12 protein-coding genes and 1 pseudogene are annotated in these 15,729 nt (G+C 48.7%); 5 read left to right on the top strand and 8 right to left on the bottom strand.

The features are described from left to right. Positions 1–2: 2 nt before the first annotated feature. The 8 genes from U5R06_15670 to U5R06_15635 all read right to left on the bottom strand — a co-directional run bounded on the left by U5R06_15670 (position 3) and on the right by U5R06_15635 (position 8,687). A complete protein-coding gene (locus U5R06_15670; protein ID MDZ7724197.1) occupies positions 3–1,322 on the bottom strand; it encodes an Ig domain-containing protein in 1,320 nt (439 codons plus the stop codon). Further along, on the bottom strand, positions 1,253–2,803 hold the full coding sequence (locus tag U5R06_15665; GenBank protein ID MDZ7724196.1) for an Ig domain-containing protein: 1,551 nt from the start codon (positions 2,801–2,803) through the stop codon (positions 1,253–1,255). The genes U5R06_15670 and U5R06_15665 overlap by 70 nt, the downstream gene beginning before the upstream one ends. Positions 2,804–3,180: 377 nt before the next feature. After that, entirely contained in the window at positions 3,181–4,887 is a 1,707-nt protein-coding gene (locus U5R06_15660; protein MDZ7724195.1) for a hypothetical protein, read from the bottom strand. A gap of 264 nt (positions 4,888–5,151) precedes the next feature. Then, entirely contained in the window at positions 5,152–5,301 is a 150-nt protein-coding gene (locus U5R06_15655) for a hypothetical protein (protein ID MDZ7724194.1), read from the bottom strand. A gap of 75 nt (positions 5,302–5,376) precedes the next feature. After that, positions 5,377–5,592, bottom strand: coding sequence for a hypothetical protein (locus tag U5R06_15650; protein ID MDZ7724193.1), 216 nt, complete (start codon positions 5,590–5,592; stop codon positions 5,377–5,379). After that, on the bottom strand, positions 5,589–6,221 hold the full coding sequence (locus U5R06_15645) for a hypothetical protein (GenBank protein ID MDZ7724192.1): 633 nt from the start codon (positions 6,219–6,221) through the stop codon (positions 5,589–5,591). The genes U5R06_15650 and U5R06_15645 overlap by 4 nt, the downstream gene beginning before the upstream one ends. Before the next feature lie 26 nt (positions 6,222–6,247). Next, entirely contained in the window at positions 6,248–7,309 is a 1,062-nt protein-coding gene (locus U5R06_15640) for a glycoside hydrolase family 9 protein (GenBank protein MDZ7724191.1), read from the bottom strand. After that, positions 7,257–8,687 (bottom strand): hypothetical protein, encoded by a 1,431-nt coding sequence (locus U5R06_15635; protein MDZ7724190.1) that lies wholly within the window; start codon positions 8,685–8,687, stop codon positions 7,257–7,259. The genes U5R06_15640 and U5R06_15635 overlap by 53 nt, the downstream gene beginning before the upstream one ends. Positions 8,688–8,903: 216 nt before the next feature. On the opposite strand from U5R06_15635, the gene U5R06_15630 reads away from it, so the two are divergent. From U5R06_15630 to U5R06_15610, 5 genes and pseudogenes are all read left to right on the top strand, one after another. Further along, a complete protein-coding gene (locus tag U5R06_15630) occupies positions 8,904–9,563 on the top strand; it encodes a phosphatase PAP2-related protein (protein ID MDZ7724189.1) in 660 nt (219 codons plus the stop codon). 92 nt (positions 9,564–9,655) lie between these two features. Beyond that, positions 9,656–12,261: pseudogene (gene topA, locus U5R06_15625) on the top strand (type I DNA topoisomerase). Positions 12,262–12,408: 147 nt separating this feature from the next. Continuing rightward, positions 12,409–13,341, top strand: a complete 933-nt coding sequence (locus tag U5R06_15620) for a UbiA family prenyltransferase (protein ID MDZ7724188.1) — start codon at positions 12,409–12,411, stop codon at positions 13,339–13,341. A 201-nt stretch (positions 13,342–13,542) separates the two neighbouring features. Continuing rightward, positions 13,543–14,121 (top strand): NADPH-dependent FMN reductase, encoded by a 579-nt coding sequence (locus tag U5R06_15615; protein ID MDZ7724187.1) that lies wholly within the window; start codon positions 13,543–13,545, stop codon positions 14,119–14,121. A 90-nt stretch (positions 14,122–14,211) separates the two neighbouring features. Continuing rightward, a complete protein-coding gene (locus tag U5R06_15610) occupies positions 14,212–15,672 on the top strand; it encodes a sulfatase (protein MDZ7724186.1) in 1,461 nt (486 codons plus the stop codon). Positions 15,673–15,729: the final 57 nt, after the last annotated feature.

Below are 15,729 nucleotides of genomic sequence, written 5' to 3'. Positions count from 1 at the left end.
CCTTATGGATTGATCGTGATCGAAAATGAATCGGTGCGTGTTTGCTGCGGATCACCGCTGTCCTCGACTGTTATGCTGAAATTATAAGTACCTCCCTCAATCGGCTGACCTGAGAGTTCCATTTGATACCCATCGGATGAATACTCTATTGTAAGGTCTTGAGGAAAATCTCCTGTTATCGTCCAGGGTGTCTGCAGCGGACCCGTACCATAACGATAGATAATCATTCCACTGTAATCCGTGAAGGTTTGTCCGTCAGGTAGATTTGGCCAGAAAAGCTCCAGATCACCGGCTGTGATGGTGAGGTCAAATGTTTTGGCGGCAGTGTTTTCTGCAAGATCCATGACCTGAATGGTCAACTGGCCGGTTCCCGGCTGCGCATTGATATTGCCGCTCAACACGCCGTCAGCACTTAAAAAGAGCCCTTCGGCGAACCAGCCGGGTGAGCGTTCTGTGATAGCCCAGGTGTAGGGAGGTTCTCCGCCGTCTGCCTGCAGCTGAACACTATAGTCTGTGCCCGCTTTACAATCGGGCAGCGGCGAGCCGGTGGTAATGTAAACCGAAGCTGATAGAATCGTAATGGAAAAACTCTTTAAAACAGCCTGTTGCGGATCTCCATGATCAGTGACCTGAACATTAAAATTGGTTGTTCCCGCAACAGTAGGAGTACCGCTGATCACACCGGTAGAAGAATTCAGGGACAGTCCTGAAGGCAGCGCTCCGGAATAGATCGAATAGACATACGGCGGAGTTCCTCCTGAGACGCTGACTGTCTGGTTATATGCGACACCCTGATCGCCCTGGGGGAATGTGGCTGTTGTAATCACAAGTTCAGCCGGATTGATGGACAGGGAGAAGGTTTGGCTGTCAGATAATTCCGGATAAAGAAGATCGGTAACTTTGACCGTGAAATTAAACGTACCGGCTTCCCCGGGCGTACCCTGTACACGTCCTGCTTCGGCAAAGTCCAGAAACTCCATGCCTTCAGGCAAGACACCGGATATCATGGACCAGGTCCAAGTATCTGCGCTGCCGCCCCGGGCGTGAATGTCCTGGGCATAGGTTTCCCCGACTGTACCGTCAGGCAGCGGCGAAACTGTGGTGATTTTTAGGTCCGGCGGGTAGATAATTACAGTGAATTCATGCGAAGCGGTTTGAACCGGATCACCCGAATCCGTAACCTCAACCGTGAATGCATACGTGCCTGCTGCTTCCGGGACTCCGATGATCTGCCCGGACATGGAATCCAGGGTCAGGCCTTCCGGCAGTGTGCCTGATACAATCGACCAGGTATAGGCGCCTGTTCCGCCGGTGGCTGCCACGATTTGACTGTATGATTCGTCTGTTTTACCATTCGGCAGTTCGTCCGTGCTGATGAGCAGTTCGGATGCTGAAATGGTGATAGAAATGTTTTTGAATCGGATTGTTGCGGATCGCTGTTGTCGTTCACCTGTACGGTAAAATTGAACGTTCCGGCTGATGCAGGTGTGCCGGAGATTTGTCCGGAAGAGGCGTCCAGTGTCAAACCATCGGGCAGGATTCCGGCATTCAATGACCAGGTATACGGTTCAATGCCGCCGCCGGCAATGAGGGAACCGCTATAGGCTGTGCCGACCTGTCCGTCCGCCAGAGATTGGGTTAATATCTCCAGTTGGGTGGGATTGATCTGAATGGACAGAGTACGCGTATCCGACTGTTGCGTCTCGCTGTTATCCGTGACCTGTATTGTAAACTGAAATAGGCCGGATTCAACAGAGGCGCCGGAAATCTCGCCGGATGCCGCGTCCAGAATCAGACCATCCGGCAGACCGCCTGCCGTGACAGACCAGGTATAGGGTTCAGTTCCTCCGGTGGCGCTCAGAACCTGGCTGTAGTCTGAATTCAGATTGCCGTTTGCAAGGGCGCTCGTCAGGATTTGTAAAGCCGGAAGTTGAATAGCGATAGACAATGATACAGAGGCCGACTGCTGCGGCTCGCTGTTGTCCGTGACCTGTATTGTAAACTGAAATAGGCCGGATTCAACAGAGGCGCCGGAAATCTTGCCGGATGCCGCGTCCAGAATCAGACCATCCGGCAGACTGCCTGCCGTGACAGACCAGGTATAGGGTTCAGTTCCTCCGCTTGCAGTGAGAATCTGACTAAAAGATGCATTGAGCGTGCCCGTTTGCAGCGAGCCTGTTAAGATCTGCAGAGTCGCGGGTGATATGGTAATAGAGAGTGACAAGGTGTCCGTTTGCTGCAGATCACTGTTATCAGCTATCTGAAGGATGAAAGCATAGTCGCCTGCAACAGATGGTGTACCGGAGATTTGACCGGTGCTCGCTTCAAGAGTCAAGCCTGCGGGCAGAGCGCCTTCAATCAATGTCCAGGTATAAGGTTCATGTCCTCCTTCGGCCTCGAGGGTTTGGCTGTAGGGCTGGTTGACGGTTCCGCCCGGTAAAGAGTCTGTGAGAATTAACAGTTCCGGTTTTATCGAAACGATAAATTTGATCCATTGGCTCCAGGGTGAAAAACCAATTTCATTTTCACCGCGTACCCGATAAAAGTAGACAGCGTCTGTATTTTTATTCAAAGAAACACTGGTGTCCGCGCCCGTGTAAACAGCGCTGGTTTGTGTGAATGTACTGTCCGTGCTTTCTTCAAGACGGTAATTTGACGATTTGAGGGTGGAAGACCAGACCAGCACATATTTTCCGGTGGTGCTGTAATTGACGGCCGGCAGGTTGAAACCAGGCGCCTGGATGGGAAAGTTTGCCTGCATGACCAGCGTGATGGTCGTCTGTTCCGGGGGGTCCACCAGCACTTTTTCTGCGGATCCTGAAAGAGAACAGCGCCGCTGTCATTCAATGCTTCCACAACAATATTATATATTCCAAGTTCCACATCTACAGTTGGATCGGTGTCAGAAATTTCAAATTCGAAAACCAGATCACCGGGCTGCAGAGTAACGCGAACCAGGGCTATGTCGTTTATATCTGTGGTGGTGCGGGAATTGGACTTGCCTGTCAGTGATTTTGCTGTGTTCAGAACGTTTGCCGATGATTCAGCCTGCCAATTGAGCTGAATGGTCAACGTCCCGTTTTCCGGTTCGACCGTCTGCATACATGTCATGATTGTAATCAACAATAGACAAACAGCAATGACTGAATAGTATTGCTTTTTCATATGGCCTCCAGCCATTTAAAATTGACGGGACAACATTAATGTGGGTCGAAATTCTCTGTATTTGCGCGTACCGCTGAAATCGTTGAACGACAGATTTAATGTCAGTCTATACGAAGCGCCCAGACGGTAATTGGACGTCAGCCCGGTTCTGAGCATGCGCGTGTCTCTGACCATAGATGATGAGGTGAAAAATACAGTGGATAATTTGTTCCTGAATGCAGTATGCACGAGTCTCGCGGAATACACCTGGGTGGTATATTGACCGCGATGATTTGAATCTCTCAGAGACAGGCCGATTGATGTGTTTAAACTCAATTGTTGTGCGATCCGGATGTTTGTCGTTAAACTTGCAGTGTGATAGCGGCTCGTCGTCGACTCTGCGAATAAGGTTTTTTCCGAGGTCTGAAACGTGTACTGTAGACCGATATTACGCAACGTGGATTCGCGTCCCGGTACGAAAGATTGATGCGTTGAGATAATATAATTATTAAAATTCCATTCTATGGAATCGGAAGATGCCTGGTTGTTCATGATCAGAGATCGGAGATTAATGCGGGAATGCCAATGTTTGGTGATGGTAGATACCGAGCCCTGCAACTGGTTGCGGATATTGGTCTGTAATTTTTGGTCTAAAAGATTATCTGATAGTTGATTCCATCCGAGCCGTATACGGTGAATGCCGGTCCGAAAACGGGTGTTCAGCAGCAGCTCCCGGCGATCATTGACCATAGAAGGGGTACCGAGAGAAATATATCCGGGACCGATGCGCCGATATCCGGCATTCATATTGATTTTGTCGAGAGTGACCTCCACATGGGTGTTGAGTGCGTAATCAAAGTTAGAGCCCGCACGCGGGGTAAAGAGTTCGGTGAATAATGATTCAGTAAATGAGTCAATATCCAGGCTGTCCATTTTGACCGCAGATGCGTTTATGTCCTTTGTATAGGCGCTGCCGTTGCCTTCAATCTCAAGTGATATGTGATTGTTCAGTAGATTCAATCTTGAGGCGAAACCGATCACCAGGTTTTCCTGGGGGGTGACGGAAAGGGGATTATAGGGCGGTTCGATCCAAAGGGTATCCAGTTCTGTTTCCAGTGTATCCGGAATCACGTAATCATAGTCCCAGTCCTTTGGTTTTTTCAGAGAGGCCGGATCATCTTTTGCTTTCAGGAAAATCAAATGAAAGAATGAATTGTTTTTTGTTTGATATCCGATCCTGGAGGATGCCATATACTGATCATAACTTTCATGCACCAGGGTACCCTCTACAGCACGGCGTGTTTGTCCGCCGCCAAGCGTGAATCGGAAATTGCCCGGGAACAAATCAATTTCCGCGCCCTTGACATTGATGCCGTTAAATGTATATCGGGAAAAATAATCCGAATAATCTCCGACATGAGCTTTACCCCAGCTCCACGTTGGATGCAGTCCCAGTATATTGATGTTTTGACGTGCGCTTGACCCCTCTGTGGACAGCATGAGCTGGGCCGAGACCGTGAACAGGTCAGAAAAACGCAAGTGAGGATTGGCTGTAATTCTGGCGGTTGAAGGCGGGCGTCCGGGATTGGCGCCGGTGCTTTTGTAAAGTTCGGTGTAGATTTGCGATTGACCGGATATCTGAACGTTTTGATTGAACACTTCAATACCTATCGATCGGCCCTGTACCGGCAAGAATAAGAATATAAATATCAGACAGTGAAAGCTAAAGCCAAGCAGTTTCATAGGTTACCCCTGATTTAATTAATTATTCGGGGATCTGAATAATGTCCCTGTTAAATTTCAAACAAACAGGCTAAATAAAATTGTCTTGAATATATTGAAACTGCGTTTAAAATTACAATTCCTGCTCAACTTTCCAGATTGAGAGTCTGTTCATTGCTATTTTATGGTTGAGCAGATGAAATGCATAGCTTTTAAAAACATAGGAATGACTTTTATTTGGTAATTTAAAAATATAGATAATAATTTTCTTTATGTCAAGGTATTTTATCCAAATGCTTGTGAAAATATCGTACTATCCGTCAATTCTCCCCCGCAGGTATCCAGGAGTCGCTGGATAAAGCATTCGAGTTTTTCTGAAAGTGTTTTTTCTTCAATATGATCCGGCGCCCAGATGCCGAGTGAGCGGACGGACACAGGTGCGCCGAGAATCGGTGATGGGGGAGCCGAGCGGACAGTGTGTTTGAGCCTGAAATACGGATTTCCATTGTTTTATCTCATTAACTGAATATAGTTGGGATCATGCCGACCGACCAGTCGAGTGATCAGGTGGTACAAGGCGAACAATTCCATCGAAAACGGCAGGTATCCCAGATATCCGATGAGCGGCATCTCGAATATATGCAGAAAATCAACAAACGGCACCTGATACACCCATTTGGGATAAGCGTAATAATTCCAGAACTCCCAGAAAAAACCGCAGATCAATACACCCGTCCATAATGCGATAACCGGCCGCCAGTCACCGTGTTTGACAGTCTGAAACAGGGATCGGTTATTCCACCAGTGGTTGAGAGGATCAATGATACAATAGACAGATACCCAGACCAGGGGAAAAAGTAAAGCGGCCAGAGCAGCAAAAGGGCCAGCATGATCCATCCCATGACAAACGTCGCGCGTATTTGACTGTTTTTGTACTCGAACCGGGAACCTTTTCCCATGCGCTGAATCCATTTGAACGTGCCTGCCAGTTCGGCTGTGCCAAGCACGGCCGGAATCACTGTACTAAAGCTGAATGTGGCAAACATGGCATAGTGGCCGGAAGAAAAGATGTCTTTGCCCAGGTATACCCAATTCTCCAGGCGCAGATTGAACAATTCAAACAGCCACCAGGCCGGCGCGGAGATGAGAAATAAACCGATATAGCGTTTCCACGAACGTGCAAAGAGGGATGTCCCTTTGCGCACATAGACAATGGCGTCTATGGTCAGGGCATATCCCAGCCACTGCGGGAAAAACAGCACATGGGTACGCGCTCCCTGCAGTGTCCAGTTCAGATACCAGAAAATCACGATTAATAGTATACCTGCAATTCCGCGTTTGGGAAATTTGTGCATAATCAAACCTCTTGAATGATAAAGATTCAGGGTAATAGGGATGCGTGCGCCAGCGAACAAAAGATAAAAAAAGCTGCGGCTTCGATGGTATACTGGGTTTGCTGCCACAGATAAGGCCAGTCCTGTTTGAGTTCAGGCAGGTCCGATTCAATGATGGCTGTGCCGGAAACCACACCGCCGGGGATATAGGACCAGTCGCCGCGATTGACACCGTAAGCGGTGGTCACCGAGTATGATCCCACACCGGAGACAAACGAAATATGAGAACCGGGATGCCGGCCCAGCACATACTCCAGCGCCCGATGCACCGGGGCGGTATCAAAGAGTTCCGGAAACCGGCGGTGAAGATAATAATAACGCATGCCGAAATTCAGGATTTCCCGGCCGGTGCCCCACACGTTTCGCTCTTTAGAAAGGGGCAGTTCAAAAGGATTGGCTGTGAGTTGAGCGTCGAGGTTTTGCTCATAATCACGCGCGCATTGTAGAAGAAACACGCTGAACGCGCTGTCATTTAGTGCTTGCAGGGCCCGGCAGGCGGACCACCCCAGACGCTCAAAGTTGTCCTTGATGCGGTTTCGATTTGTCACGATCTTGCGATAGTCTTGCGATCCTGTGGACAGGAACAGTTCTACAGCAGCCAGGTACTCTTGCTCATTTTTATCCGCATTGTCCGTCGACCCTATGTTTCGTGCTCTGCGTTGGTGAACATCATTCCACAACGCCTTGGCGGTTCGAATACACTCAACAGATAACGATGGATTATAGCCGGCAAGCGACCGGCTGGCGGCCGCAAAGGCCTGGATGGCCTGATATTGCAGAACCGGATTATAATCTGTAAACACCCAGCGGTCATCCATTTCTCCGCGTCTGTACCGGGGGGTCGGGATCATATCCTTGGAGATATGATAAATCTGGTTGTCGGTCATACTCATGGCGTCTCCCAAATGCACATATTGTTTCAGGGTGGGAGAAATGACGCCTAACGGAATATGACCGCATGCCTTGTAGGTGTTCATCAGGTACCGCACACCGTGTTCAATTTGCTGAATTAAATCCGGTTGGCGGTCGGGATGATGCAGCTCTGACATAACGGTCTTCAGGCAGTACCGTCACCTCATCCATATCCGGTGCAAAGGTTTCCTGTACAAGTGAAAGAGTATATACCGTCAAAGATTGGGAATAGGCTGAAAGATCATAATCGCCGGCGCTGTGCCAGCCACCGGTATTCAGGCCGGGAATATGCTCATAGGGCTTGTAAGAAGTTTGGGTCTGACTGCCCTGCTGATAAAAACCAAAATGTTTATGATCCGTGGGCGCCTGGAGGGCATCATCCAGATGGCAGACGCCGTGCCATACCCGGAAGCGGTCACGAACCTCCATGTGGCACATTTGCACCGGTAAAAAGGTCGTCAGGGTATGCCGCCAGAGCTCGGAATGGTCGTATTCGCCGATGCGGAAATACGGACTTTTTGTTTTACCGTACTCGATGCAGTACATACCGGGCGTTTTAACCGGTGTGAAATCAAACGAGGCATAGAGATAGCGTAAAAATCGGCTCTGTTTTTTTACCGGCTTGACAAAGACAATATGTTCCTTTCCGTCTGTTCCCAGTTTTTTCAGCATGGCGCGCTCGAATCCCTGAGCAGAAGGGTCCAGCTCGATCAATGCTTTTTTCTCCTGCAGCGGATGATAACCGCACTGCGAATACAAAATTTGCGGGGAGCGTTGGTAATTGGATTGAATATGGGGCCGGATGAACCACTCCACGGCGCCTTTGGTGGCTCCGGCGGGTATGTTGGAGCGAACGATAAACCATCCATTGCTTTCCGGAATGCGGCCGTCATACAGGGCCAGATCACTGGTCAGAGAACGGAAGGATATTTTATGAATCTCGTCTTCAGGAGCAACCGTAAGATGCCGGCCAACTGCGATGGGCAGCGGCTGGATATTATCCGCAGCGGTTAATTTGACCGGCCCGCCCGCCTGTCTGGGAAAATAACCGGATGTTTCGTCCATCTGCCAGGTCTTGCCGAAAAATGCCGGAGGAAAAAGTTCGATATTGAATCCGATGCGCCCTACCCAATGCAGCGGCAGAGGGTCTTTCAGGTCAAGCTGAATGTGAAAGCCTTCGCGTTCGGATGTGATATGGATGCTATACGCGATGCCCAGGTCCGGAAAAGTACCGGATATTGAGATACGGTTTTCGTCGGCAAATACCTGGCGTTCCTGCATGACTGGATAGGGCGTCCATTGTCCGGGCGTAACGGATAACTGAACATTGCCGTTGGTGACAATGCGCTCATCATGCTGAATGATCTCCAAACCGCCTTGATGACCTTCCGCATAGTCATTGTGAAAAACCAGAAAGGTTAATCCCGGCTCTTCAAAATATCCGTCCCGGGTCAAATCCGCCGAAATCAGTGTGCCAGACGCACAAAACAACAAGAATAGTAAGCATTTTTTCATGAGGTAACTTGCCCTCCCGAGCATTGATTCAAGAGTTACGTCCTATGGTAACACATTTTTAGTACTTTATCAAGGGTTTTTATTGGCAGGTTATTTGGATTTTAGTATTAATTCAAATGCCAATGGCGATGAAAGCTGTCGAATGGCATTGCATTAATTTGTAAAATGTTGTAAATTATTTAAAAAAAAGTATGATTTTTTCGCGAAAGAATGAATATGAATAGAAAGATCAAAGAAATCGGTTATGCTCTGAATTCTCTCTTTAAAAATAAATATTTCTATGTTGGATTATTAATTCTGATTGCAGGTAAAAATCTGAATTATTACTCTCAAACCTACTTGCATTATTATATTCAAGAGGGAGAAAAGCTGCCTGTATTGTCCGACTTGATTCTTGATAATTTACCCTATTGGGATATTGATTATATCTATGATATTTTTATGATCGTTTCGGCATTTGTGTTTATTGTTTATGTGATTCATAAACAACAGTATGCTAAAATTCCGTATTTTTTATTATTGGGTGGCTTGTTTCAGTTGGTTCGGGAAGTGTTTATTATTTTAACACCCTTTGGGAATCCAGAGTTGTTTGACGGCACCCAGGGACCGTTTAACGGGTTTGCGAAATATGAACTGGGTGTATTTCCATCCGGACACACGGGGTTTGCGTATATGTATTTTCTGCTCGTTCAGAATAAATACTATCGGATTATTTTGATTGTTTGTGTTTTTATAATTATTTCGGCTTTGTTTTTATCCAGAGGTCATTACAGTATTGATGTTTTATCGGGAATTTTCTTTGCTTATGCTATCAAATCCTTTGGTGATAAATATTTGATGAAAAAATTCTGCAGCCCTCGGCAAACAATGATTTGATGAACCATTGCACCTTTCAGTGTTATATTGAACAATAATAAAATGAACTTTTTCAGAAAACAGATGATCCGATCGTTCAAGAGGAGAAAACCATGGCAAAATCGTTGGTGATCGTAGAATCTCCGGCCAAGGCCAAAACCATCAACAAATATCTGGGGGATGATTATATTGTTCGTTCCAGCGTCGGGCATATCCGTGATCTGCCCACTTCGGCCCAAGACCTGGGTGACAAGCCCAAAGCGAAACCCATTCCCAAAGATTTGCCCCAGGAAGAAAAAGAAAAACTGCGGCGCGAACGCTCTTATGCAAATCTGGTTCGCAATATGGGGCTTGATCCGGAGAACGGTTGGAAACCGAATTATATCATTTTACCTGGCAAACACAAGATATTAAAAGAATTGAAACAGCTGGCCGAGTCTTCGGATAGCGTGTATTTGGCTACGGATTTGGACCGTGAGGGCGAGGCCATTGCCTGGCATCTGCGCGAGGCTATCGGCGGCGATGCAGCGCGCTATCGTCGTGTAAAATTCGGCGAGATCACCAAACCCGCCATACAGCAGGCATTTGAGCAACCCGGTGAACTGGACATGACACGAGTGGAAGCGCAGCAGACGCGCCGGTTTCTGGATCGGGTGGTAGGCTATATGGTGTCGCCGCTGTTGTGGAAAAAAGTTGCGCGCGGACTTTCCGCCGGCCGTGTGCAGTCCGTGGCGGTTCGCCTGATTGTGGAGCGCGAACGCGAGATTCATGCGTTTGTCCCGGAAGAGTACTGGGACGTCTTTGTCGATCTGAAAGCGCCACAGCTGTTCCGGGCTCAGGTGAGCAAATACAAAGGCAAAAAATTTGTACCCGGCAGCCGGGAGCAGGTCGACAAGGCCGTTTGCCGAGCTGCGCGAGCAAGAATTTACGGTCTCTGATTTCAAAACAAAACCGGTCAGGCAGCGGCCGCATCCGCCGTTCATTACCAGCACGCTGCAGCAGGCGGCCAGCGTTCGGCTTGGTTTTTCAGTAAAGAAAACCATGACTTTGGCGCAGCGGTTGTATCAGGCCGGACATATCACTTATATGCGTACCGACTCTCGAAATATCAGTCCGGTTGCGCTCAAGGCCTGCCGGGAGCACATTGACAACACCTATGGGAAACGCTATCTGCCGCCCAAAGCCAACGTGTATGCCAGCGGCGAGTCGGCGCAGGAAGCGCACGAAGCCATCCGACCCACCCAAATTGGACGCGACCCCGCAAGTATCAAGGGACTGGACCGGGATGAAGCGCGGCTTTACGATCTGATCTGGCGGCAGTTTGTGGCCAGCCAAATGACACCCGCGGAGTTTGATCGGTCTACGATTGTTGTACAAGCCGGTGATTACGAGTGCCGCGCCACCGGTCGCGTCATGCGGTTTGACGGCTGGATGCGTGTATTGCCGCCGAAGAAAAGGATGATGCTGAATTGCCCCAAGTCACGGTCGGACGAAATCTGTGGTCTCGAAGAATATCGAACCGGCGCAGCATTTTACCAAACCGCCGCCGCGCTATACCGAAGCCGGTCTCGTCAAGGAACTGGAAAAACGCGGTATCGGACGGCCGTCGACATATGCATCGATTATTTCCACCATACAGCAGCGCGGTTATGTGGAATTGATCAAAAAGCGGTTTTACGCGCAGAAAATCGGCGATATCGTGACCCAGCGGCTGGTGAATAATTTTACCGATCTGATGGATTATGATTTTACCGCACAGATGGAGCAGCAGCTGGATGAAATTGCAGAGGGGGATGCGGAGTGGCGGAACACCCTAAATGAATTTTATGCGGATTTTACCTCTAAACTGGATCAGGCGGACAAAGAAATGCAGGACAATGCGCCTGTGCCTGTGGATATTGAATGTCCGGCCTGCGGATTGCCTATGCAGCTGCGTACCGCGCGCACCGGCAGTTTTCTCAGTTGCAGCGGATACAACAAACCGCCCAAGGAGCGCTGCAAAGAAACCATCAATCTCATCCCCGGCGAGGAAGCAGAACCGGTGCCCGGTGATGAAGATGCCGAGGCAAAGGAACTGCTTTCGAAAAAACGCTGTCCCGAGTGCGGTACGGCCATGGATTCGTGGCTCATTGATGAAAAACGCCGACTGTGGGTGTGCGGGAACAGTCCGGATTGTCCCGGCACGGTGATAGAATCAGGTCAGTTCCGTATCAAGGGATATGACGGGCCGATTGTGGAATGCGACAAGTGCGGAGCGGACATGCAGCTAAAGACCGGAAGGTTCGGCAAGTTTTTTGCCTGTACGAGTCCGGACTGTAAAAATACGCGCAAGCTGATGCGCAACGGTCAACCGGCGCCGCCGAAAGCCGATCCGGTGCCCATGCCTGAGCTGAAATGTGAAAAATCCGACGGCTATTTTATTTTGCGCGACGGACTCGCTGGTGTGTTTCTGGCGTCCAACAAGTTTCCGCGTTCGCGTGAAACCAAAAGTCCCATGGTGGAGGACCTGGCCCGGCACCGCGATGAACTGGACCCCAAGTTTCATTACCTGGCCGATGCGCCGCAAACCGACCCGGACGGCAACCCGGCGGTCATCAAATGGAAACGCAAAGAAAAACGACAGGCCCTTGCCGGCCTCAAGGACGGCAAAGCCACGAAATGGCAGGCTTTTTATGAAAACGGTGAATGGACCTGGGAAACTATGAAAAAGAAAAAATAGTTTGTTTTTTACTCAAAAAATATTTATTCTAACCCTGACTGTGTCTTGCGCAAACTCGGGGCAGCACGGGGACCGCTGAGATGATTCTTGGAATCTGATATGCTTTTTAGAAATTGCAAGCTCTCGATATAATATTAACGGACATGAATGAAATATTTTATTTACAAATGCCTGGATGGTTTTTTCCTGGTTCGTCCGATATTGTTTTTTCCTGTATGGATTTTTTTTCTTTGCGGATGGTGGGGAGCAAAACGCGCCGGTTTGACCTCGCTGCCTTTGAATCGATCTCTGGGACTGATGGCAGCTGTTACAGCGCTTATGGCGGCTGTGTATGTGTTGAATCAGATTCAGGATGTTGCCACAGACCGGGCCAACGGCCGCAAGTTTCTTATTGCCACCGGACATATATCCAGAACGCAGGCCTGGGTAGAAGCGGGTTTGCTGATTAGCGCCTCTTTTATCTGGAGTTTTTGGGGGATGCCAAAGATTTTTCCCGTTTTTGTGCTTTTACTGGCAGTGACAGGCTGGATGTATAATTTTCCACCGCTGACCTGGAAAAACAGACCTGTCGGCGGGATGGTTGCCAACGGTTTAGGGGGAGTATTGATCTATACGCTGGGATGGTATGCGGGCGGCGGCAGCGGCTGGCCGGTACAGGCCTGGCTGTACGGTCTTGCCTGCGTGTCTGTCTCTTTGTACACGACGTTGCCGGACCGCAAAGGAGATGCTGAAACGGGCAAAATTACGGTTGCTGTCAAATATGGCGCAAGAGGAACCGCCTTGATTGCCTTTTTCTTTGAACTTGTTGTACTGGTGATCAGTTTGTTGATCAGAGATTGGCTGCTGGCCGTGCCGGCGCTGCTCGTGTTCCCTTTGTTTGTTTATGCGCAGGTAAAACCCGGCGAAACAACGATTCTCAAAGCCACACAGTTTTCCGTGCTTGGATTGTCAGTTAGCGTGGCTGTGCGATTTCCATGGATTGTCATTTTGTTTGTATTGACATTTTATGCTACCCGCGTGTATTATCTAAAACGGCTGCATTTTCTGTATCCCGATTTTCAAAAATCAAACGATGCCTAAAGATTAACTTTTACAATCACGAGTCCAGTTGATAATTCACCCGGGAGTGCGATTCAGGTGTTTGCTGCAGTGCCGTCTCGCGCTTTACGATTAAACTTTGCTTGCAAAAGACTCGCGATTCTCTTATTTTATGAAAAGGGCCTGTTCGATGCAGGAAGAGGCCTGATAAATTTAAAATGCTCATATTTTTTCAGGGACTTTATGAATCTTACAATTTCACTTGTTTACGGATCTGTTCGTTCAGAACGACAGGGTATTCGCGCTGCGCAGTATTTGCATCAAAAATGTCGGGACCGCGGATTAAAGGTGCATTTTATCGATCCGCTGCAGGAAAAACTGCCGTTTTTGGATAAAATGTACAAGGAATTCAATCCGGGAGAGGCTCCGGAACCCATGCAGCGCCTCGCCGGTCATTTTCAGGCATCCGATGGTTTTTTGATTGTGACCGGTGAATACAATCATGGTCTGCCGCCGGCGTTGAAAAATATCCTGGATCATTTTCAAAGCGAATATTTGTTCAAACCTTCGGCCATTGCCTGTTATTCCGCCGGACGTTTTGGCGGTGTACGGGCCATGGTGCATCTGAGAGAGGTTGTCGGTGAACTCGGGATGCCGGCCATTTCTTCAATTTTACCGTTTCCTTCAATTGCGGAGAGTATTGACACAGAGGGTTCGTTGCTGAACGAACGTATCGACAAACACACAGACCGGTTTCTGGACGAGTTTGTCTGGTATATGGAGGCGCTCAAGGTGAAACGGGAGAGGGGTGTGCCGTTTTAATCTGGAATTTAAGTTTTTTTCAAAGCACGAACCCCGGTTCATTCTCTTAAAAGCGGTTTTAAATTCTAAACAGACAACAGGATAAATGCTATGAACAGAAGAACCTTTCTTAAAACTGCTGTAATGACCACCAGTGTTCTTGGTACAACCGCATGTACTGTTGTTCCAAAAAAGAAAAAAAATGTTTTGTTCATCGCCATTGATGATTTGAACGACTGGATCGGCTGTATGCGCGGACATCCGAATGCGCTGACTCCCAATATAGACAGGCTGGCGGCGCGTGGCACTGTGTTCAGTAACGCGCACTGCCAGGCACCGATCTGCGGACCTTCGCGCGCCAGCATGATGACCGGATTGTTGCCGTCCACAACCGGGATTTACGGGCAAATTGACGATAACGATATCCGTGAATCGCATGCAACCACGCGTGAATGTATTTTTTTGCCGGATTATTTCAAGCAAAATGGTTACAAGACCATGGGGATCGGCAAATTATTCCATCATTATGCGCCGGATGGATTGTTTGATGTGTCCGGCGGCAGGGCACGCGGATTCGGTCCGAAACCGGAAAAGCACATGAAATGGGAAGGCAAGTCGGGAATCAATCACGGCGGTACAAGTACCGACTGGGGACCGTTTCCGGAACGGGATGAGGAGATGCCGGATTACGAGTCCGCACAATGGGCCAAGGCACGACTGGCCGCACAACACGATCAGCCGTTTTTTCTGGCCGTCGGATTCCTGCGGCCGCATGTGCCGTGGCACGTACCGAAAAAATGGTTTGATCTGCATCCTGCGGACCAGCTTGAACTGCCGCCGTATCTTCCGACGGACATGGACGATATCCCGGGTATTGGTAAACGTATTGCCGCTTTACCGATGATGCCAACTACTAAATGGGCGATCCAAAACGATGAATGGAAAAATATTGTACAGGCGTATCTGGCCTGTATTTCTTTTGTGGATCATTATGTGGGCGAGATTTTGGATGCATTAGAGTCGAGCTCCTATGCCGACAACACAACGATTGTATTGTGGAGCGACCACGGGTATCATATCGGGGAAAAGAATCGTTTCGGCAAGCACTCTCTCTGGGAAGAAGCCACTCGTGCTCCGCTCATTATTTCGGATCCGGATTTTCAGACTCCTCAAACCTGCAACAAACCCGCGGGTATGATTGATATTTATCCCACTTTGCTGGATTTATGCGGATTGCCGAAATATTTGCAAAATCAGGGCCACAGCTTGAAACCCCTGCTGGCCAATCCCAATGCCGCCTGGCCGCATGCTGTGGTTACCACATACGGGCGAAACAATCACAGTCTTCGCGGTGAGCATTTTCGTTATATCCGCTATGAGGATGGTTCCGAAGAACTGTATGACCATCGCAGCGATGAAAACGAATGGGAAAATCTGGCTGACAAACCAGGCTATGAAACTGTAAAGTCAATATTTCGAAAAAAATTGCCGAGGGTGAATGAAACATGGTCGCCGAAATCGCGTTATGATTATAACGAGTATTTTATAAAACAGCGCAGGCGGGAATCCTGAGAGACTTGAGGCTGTATCGACAAAACAAATAACCTGCCGTTCAATAATCAGCCACGG

This window comes from candidate division KSB1 bacterium, assembly GCA_034521575.1.
Taxonomy (GTDB): domain Bacteria; phylum Zhuqueibacterota; class Zhuqueibacteria; order Residuimicrobiales; family Krinioviventaceae; genus JAXHMJ01.
The sequence above is the reverse complement of the archived record's forward strand: the minus strand, read 5'-3'. Positions and strand labels throughout refer to the sequence as shown.

Bases quoted from the DNA above. Each gene is read 5' to 3' on its own strand.
- U5R06_15660 (MDZ7724195.1), bottom strand. From the start codon at position 4,887: ATGAAACTGCTTGGCTTTAGCTTTCACTGTCTGATATTTATATTCTTA.
- U5R06_15645 (MDZ7724192.1), bottom strand. From the start codon at position 6,221: ATGCACAAATTTCCCAAACGCGGAATTGCAGGTATACTATTAATCGTG.
- U5R06_15640 (MDZ7724191.1), bottom strand. From the start codon at position 7,309: ATGTCAGAGCTGCATCATCCCGACCGCCAACCGGATTTAATTCAGCAA.
- U5R06_15635 (MDZ7724190.1), bottom strand. From the start codon at position 8,687: ATGAAAAAATGCTTACTATTCTTGTTGTTTTGTGCGTCTGGCACACTG.
- U5R06_15630 (MDZ7724189.1), top strand. From the start codon at position 8,904: ATGAATAGAAAGATCAAAGAAATCGGTTATGCTCTGAATTCTCTCTTT.
- U5R06_15620 (MDZ7724188.1), top strand. From the start codon at position 12,409: ATGAAATATTTTATTTACAAATGCCTGGATGGTTTTTTCCTGGTTCGT.
- U5R06_15615 (MDZ7724187.1), top strand. From the start codon at position 13,543: ATGAATCTTACAATTTCACTTGTTTACGGATCTGTTCGTTCAGAACGA.
- U5R06_15610 (MDZ7724186.1), top strand. From the start codon at position 14,212: ATGAACAGAAGAACCTTTCTTAAAACTGCTGTAATGACCACCAGTGTT.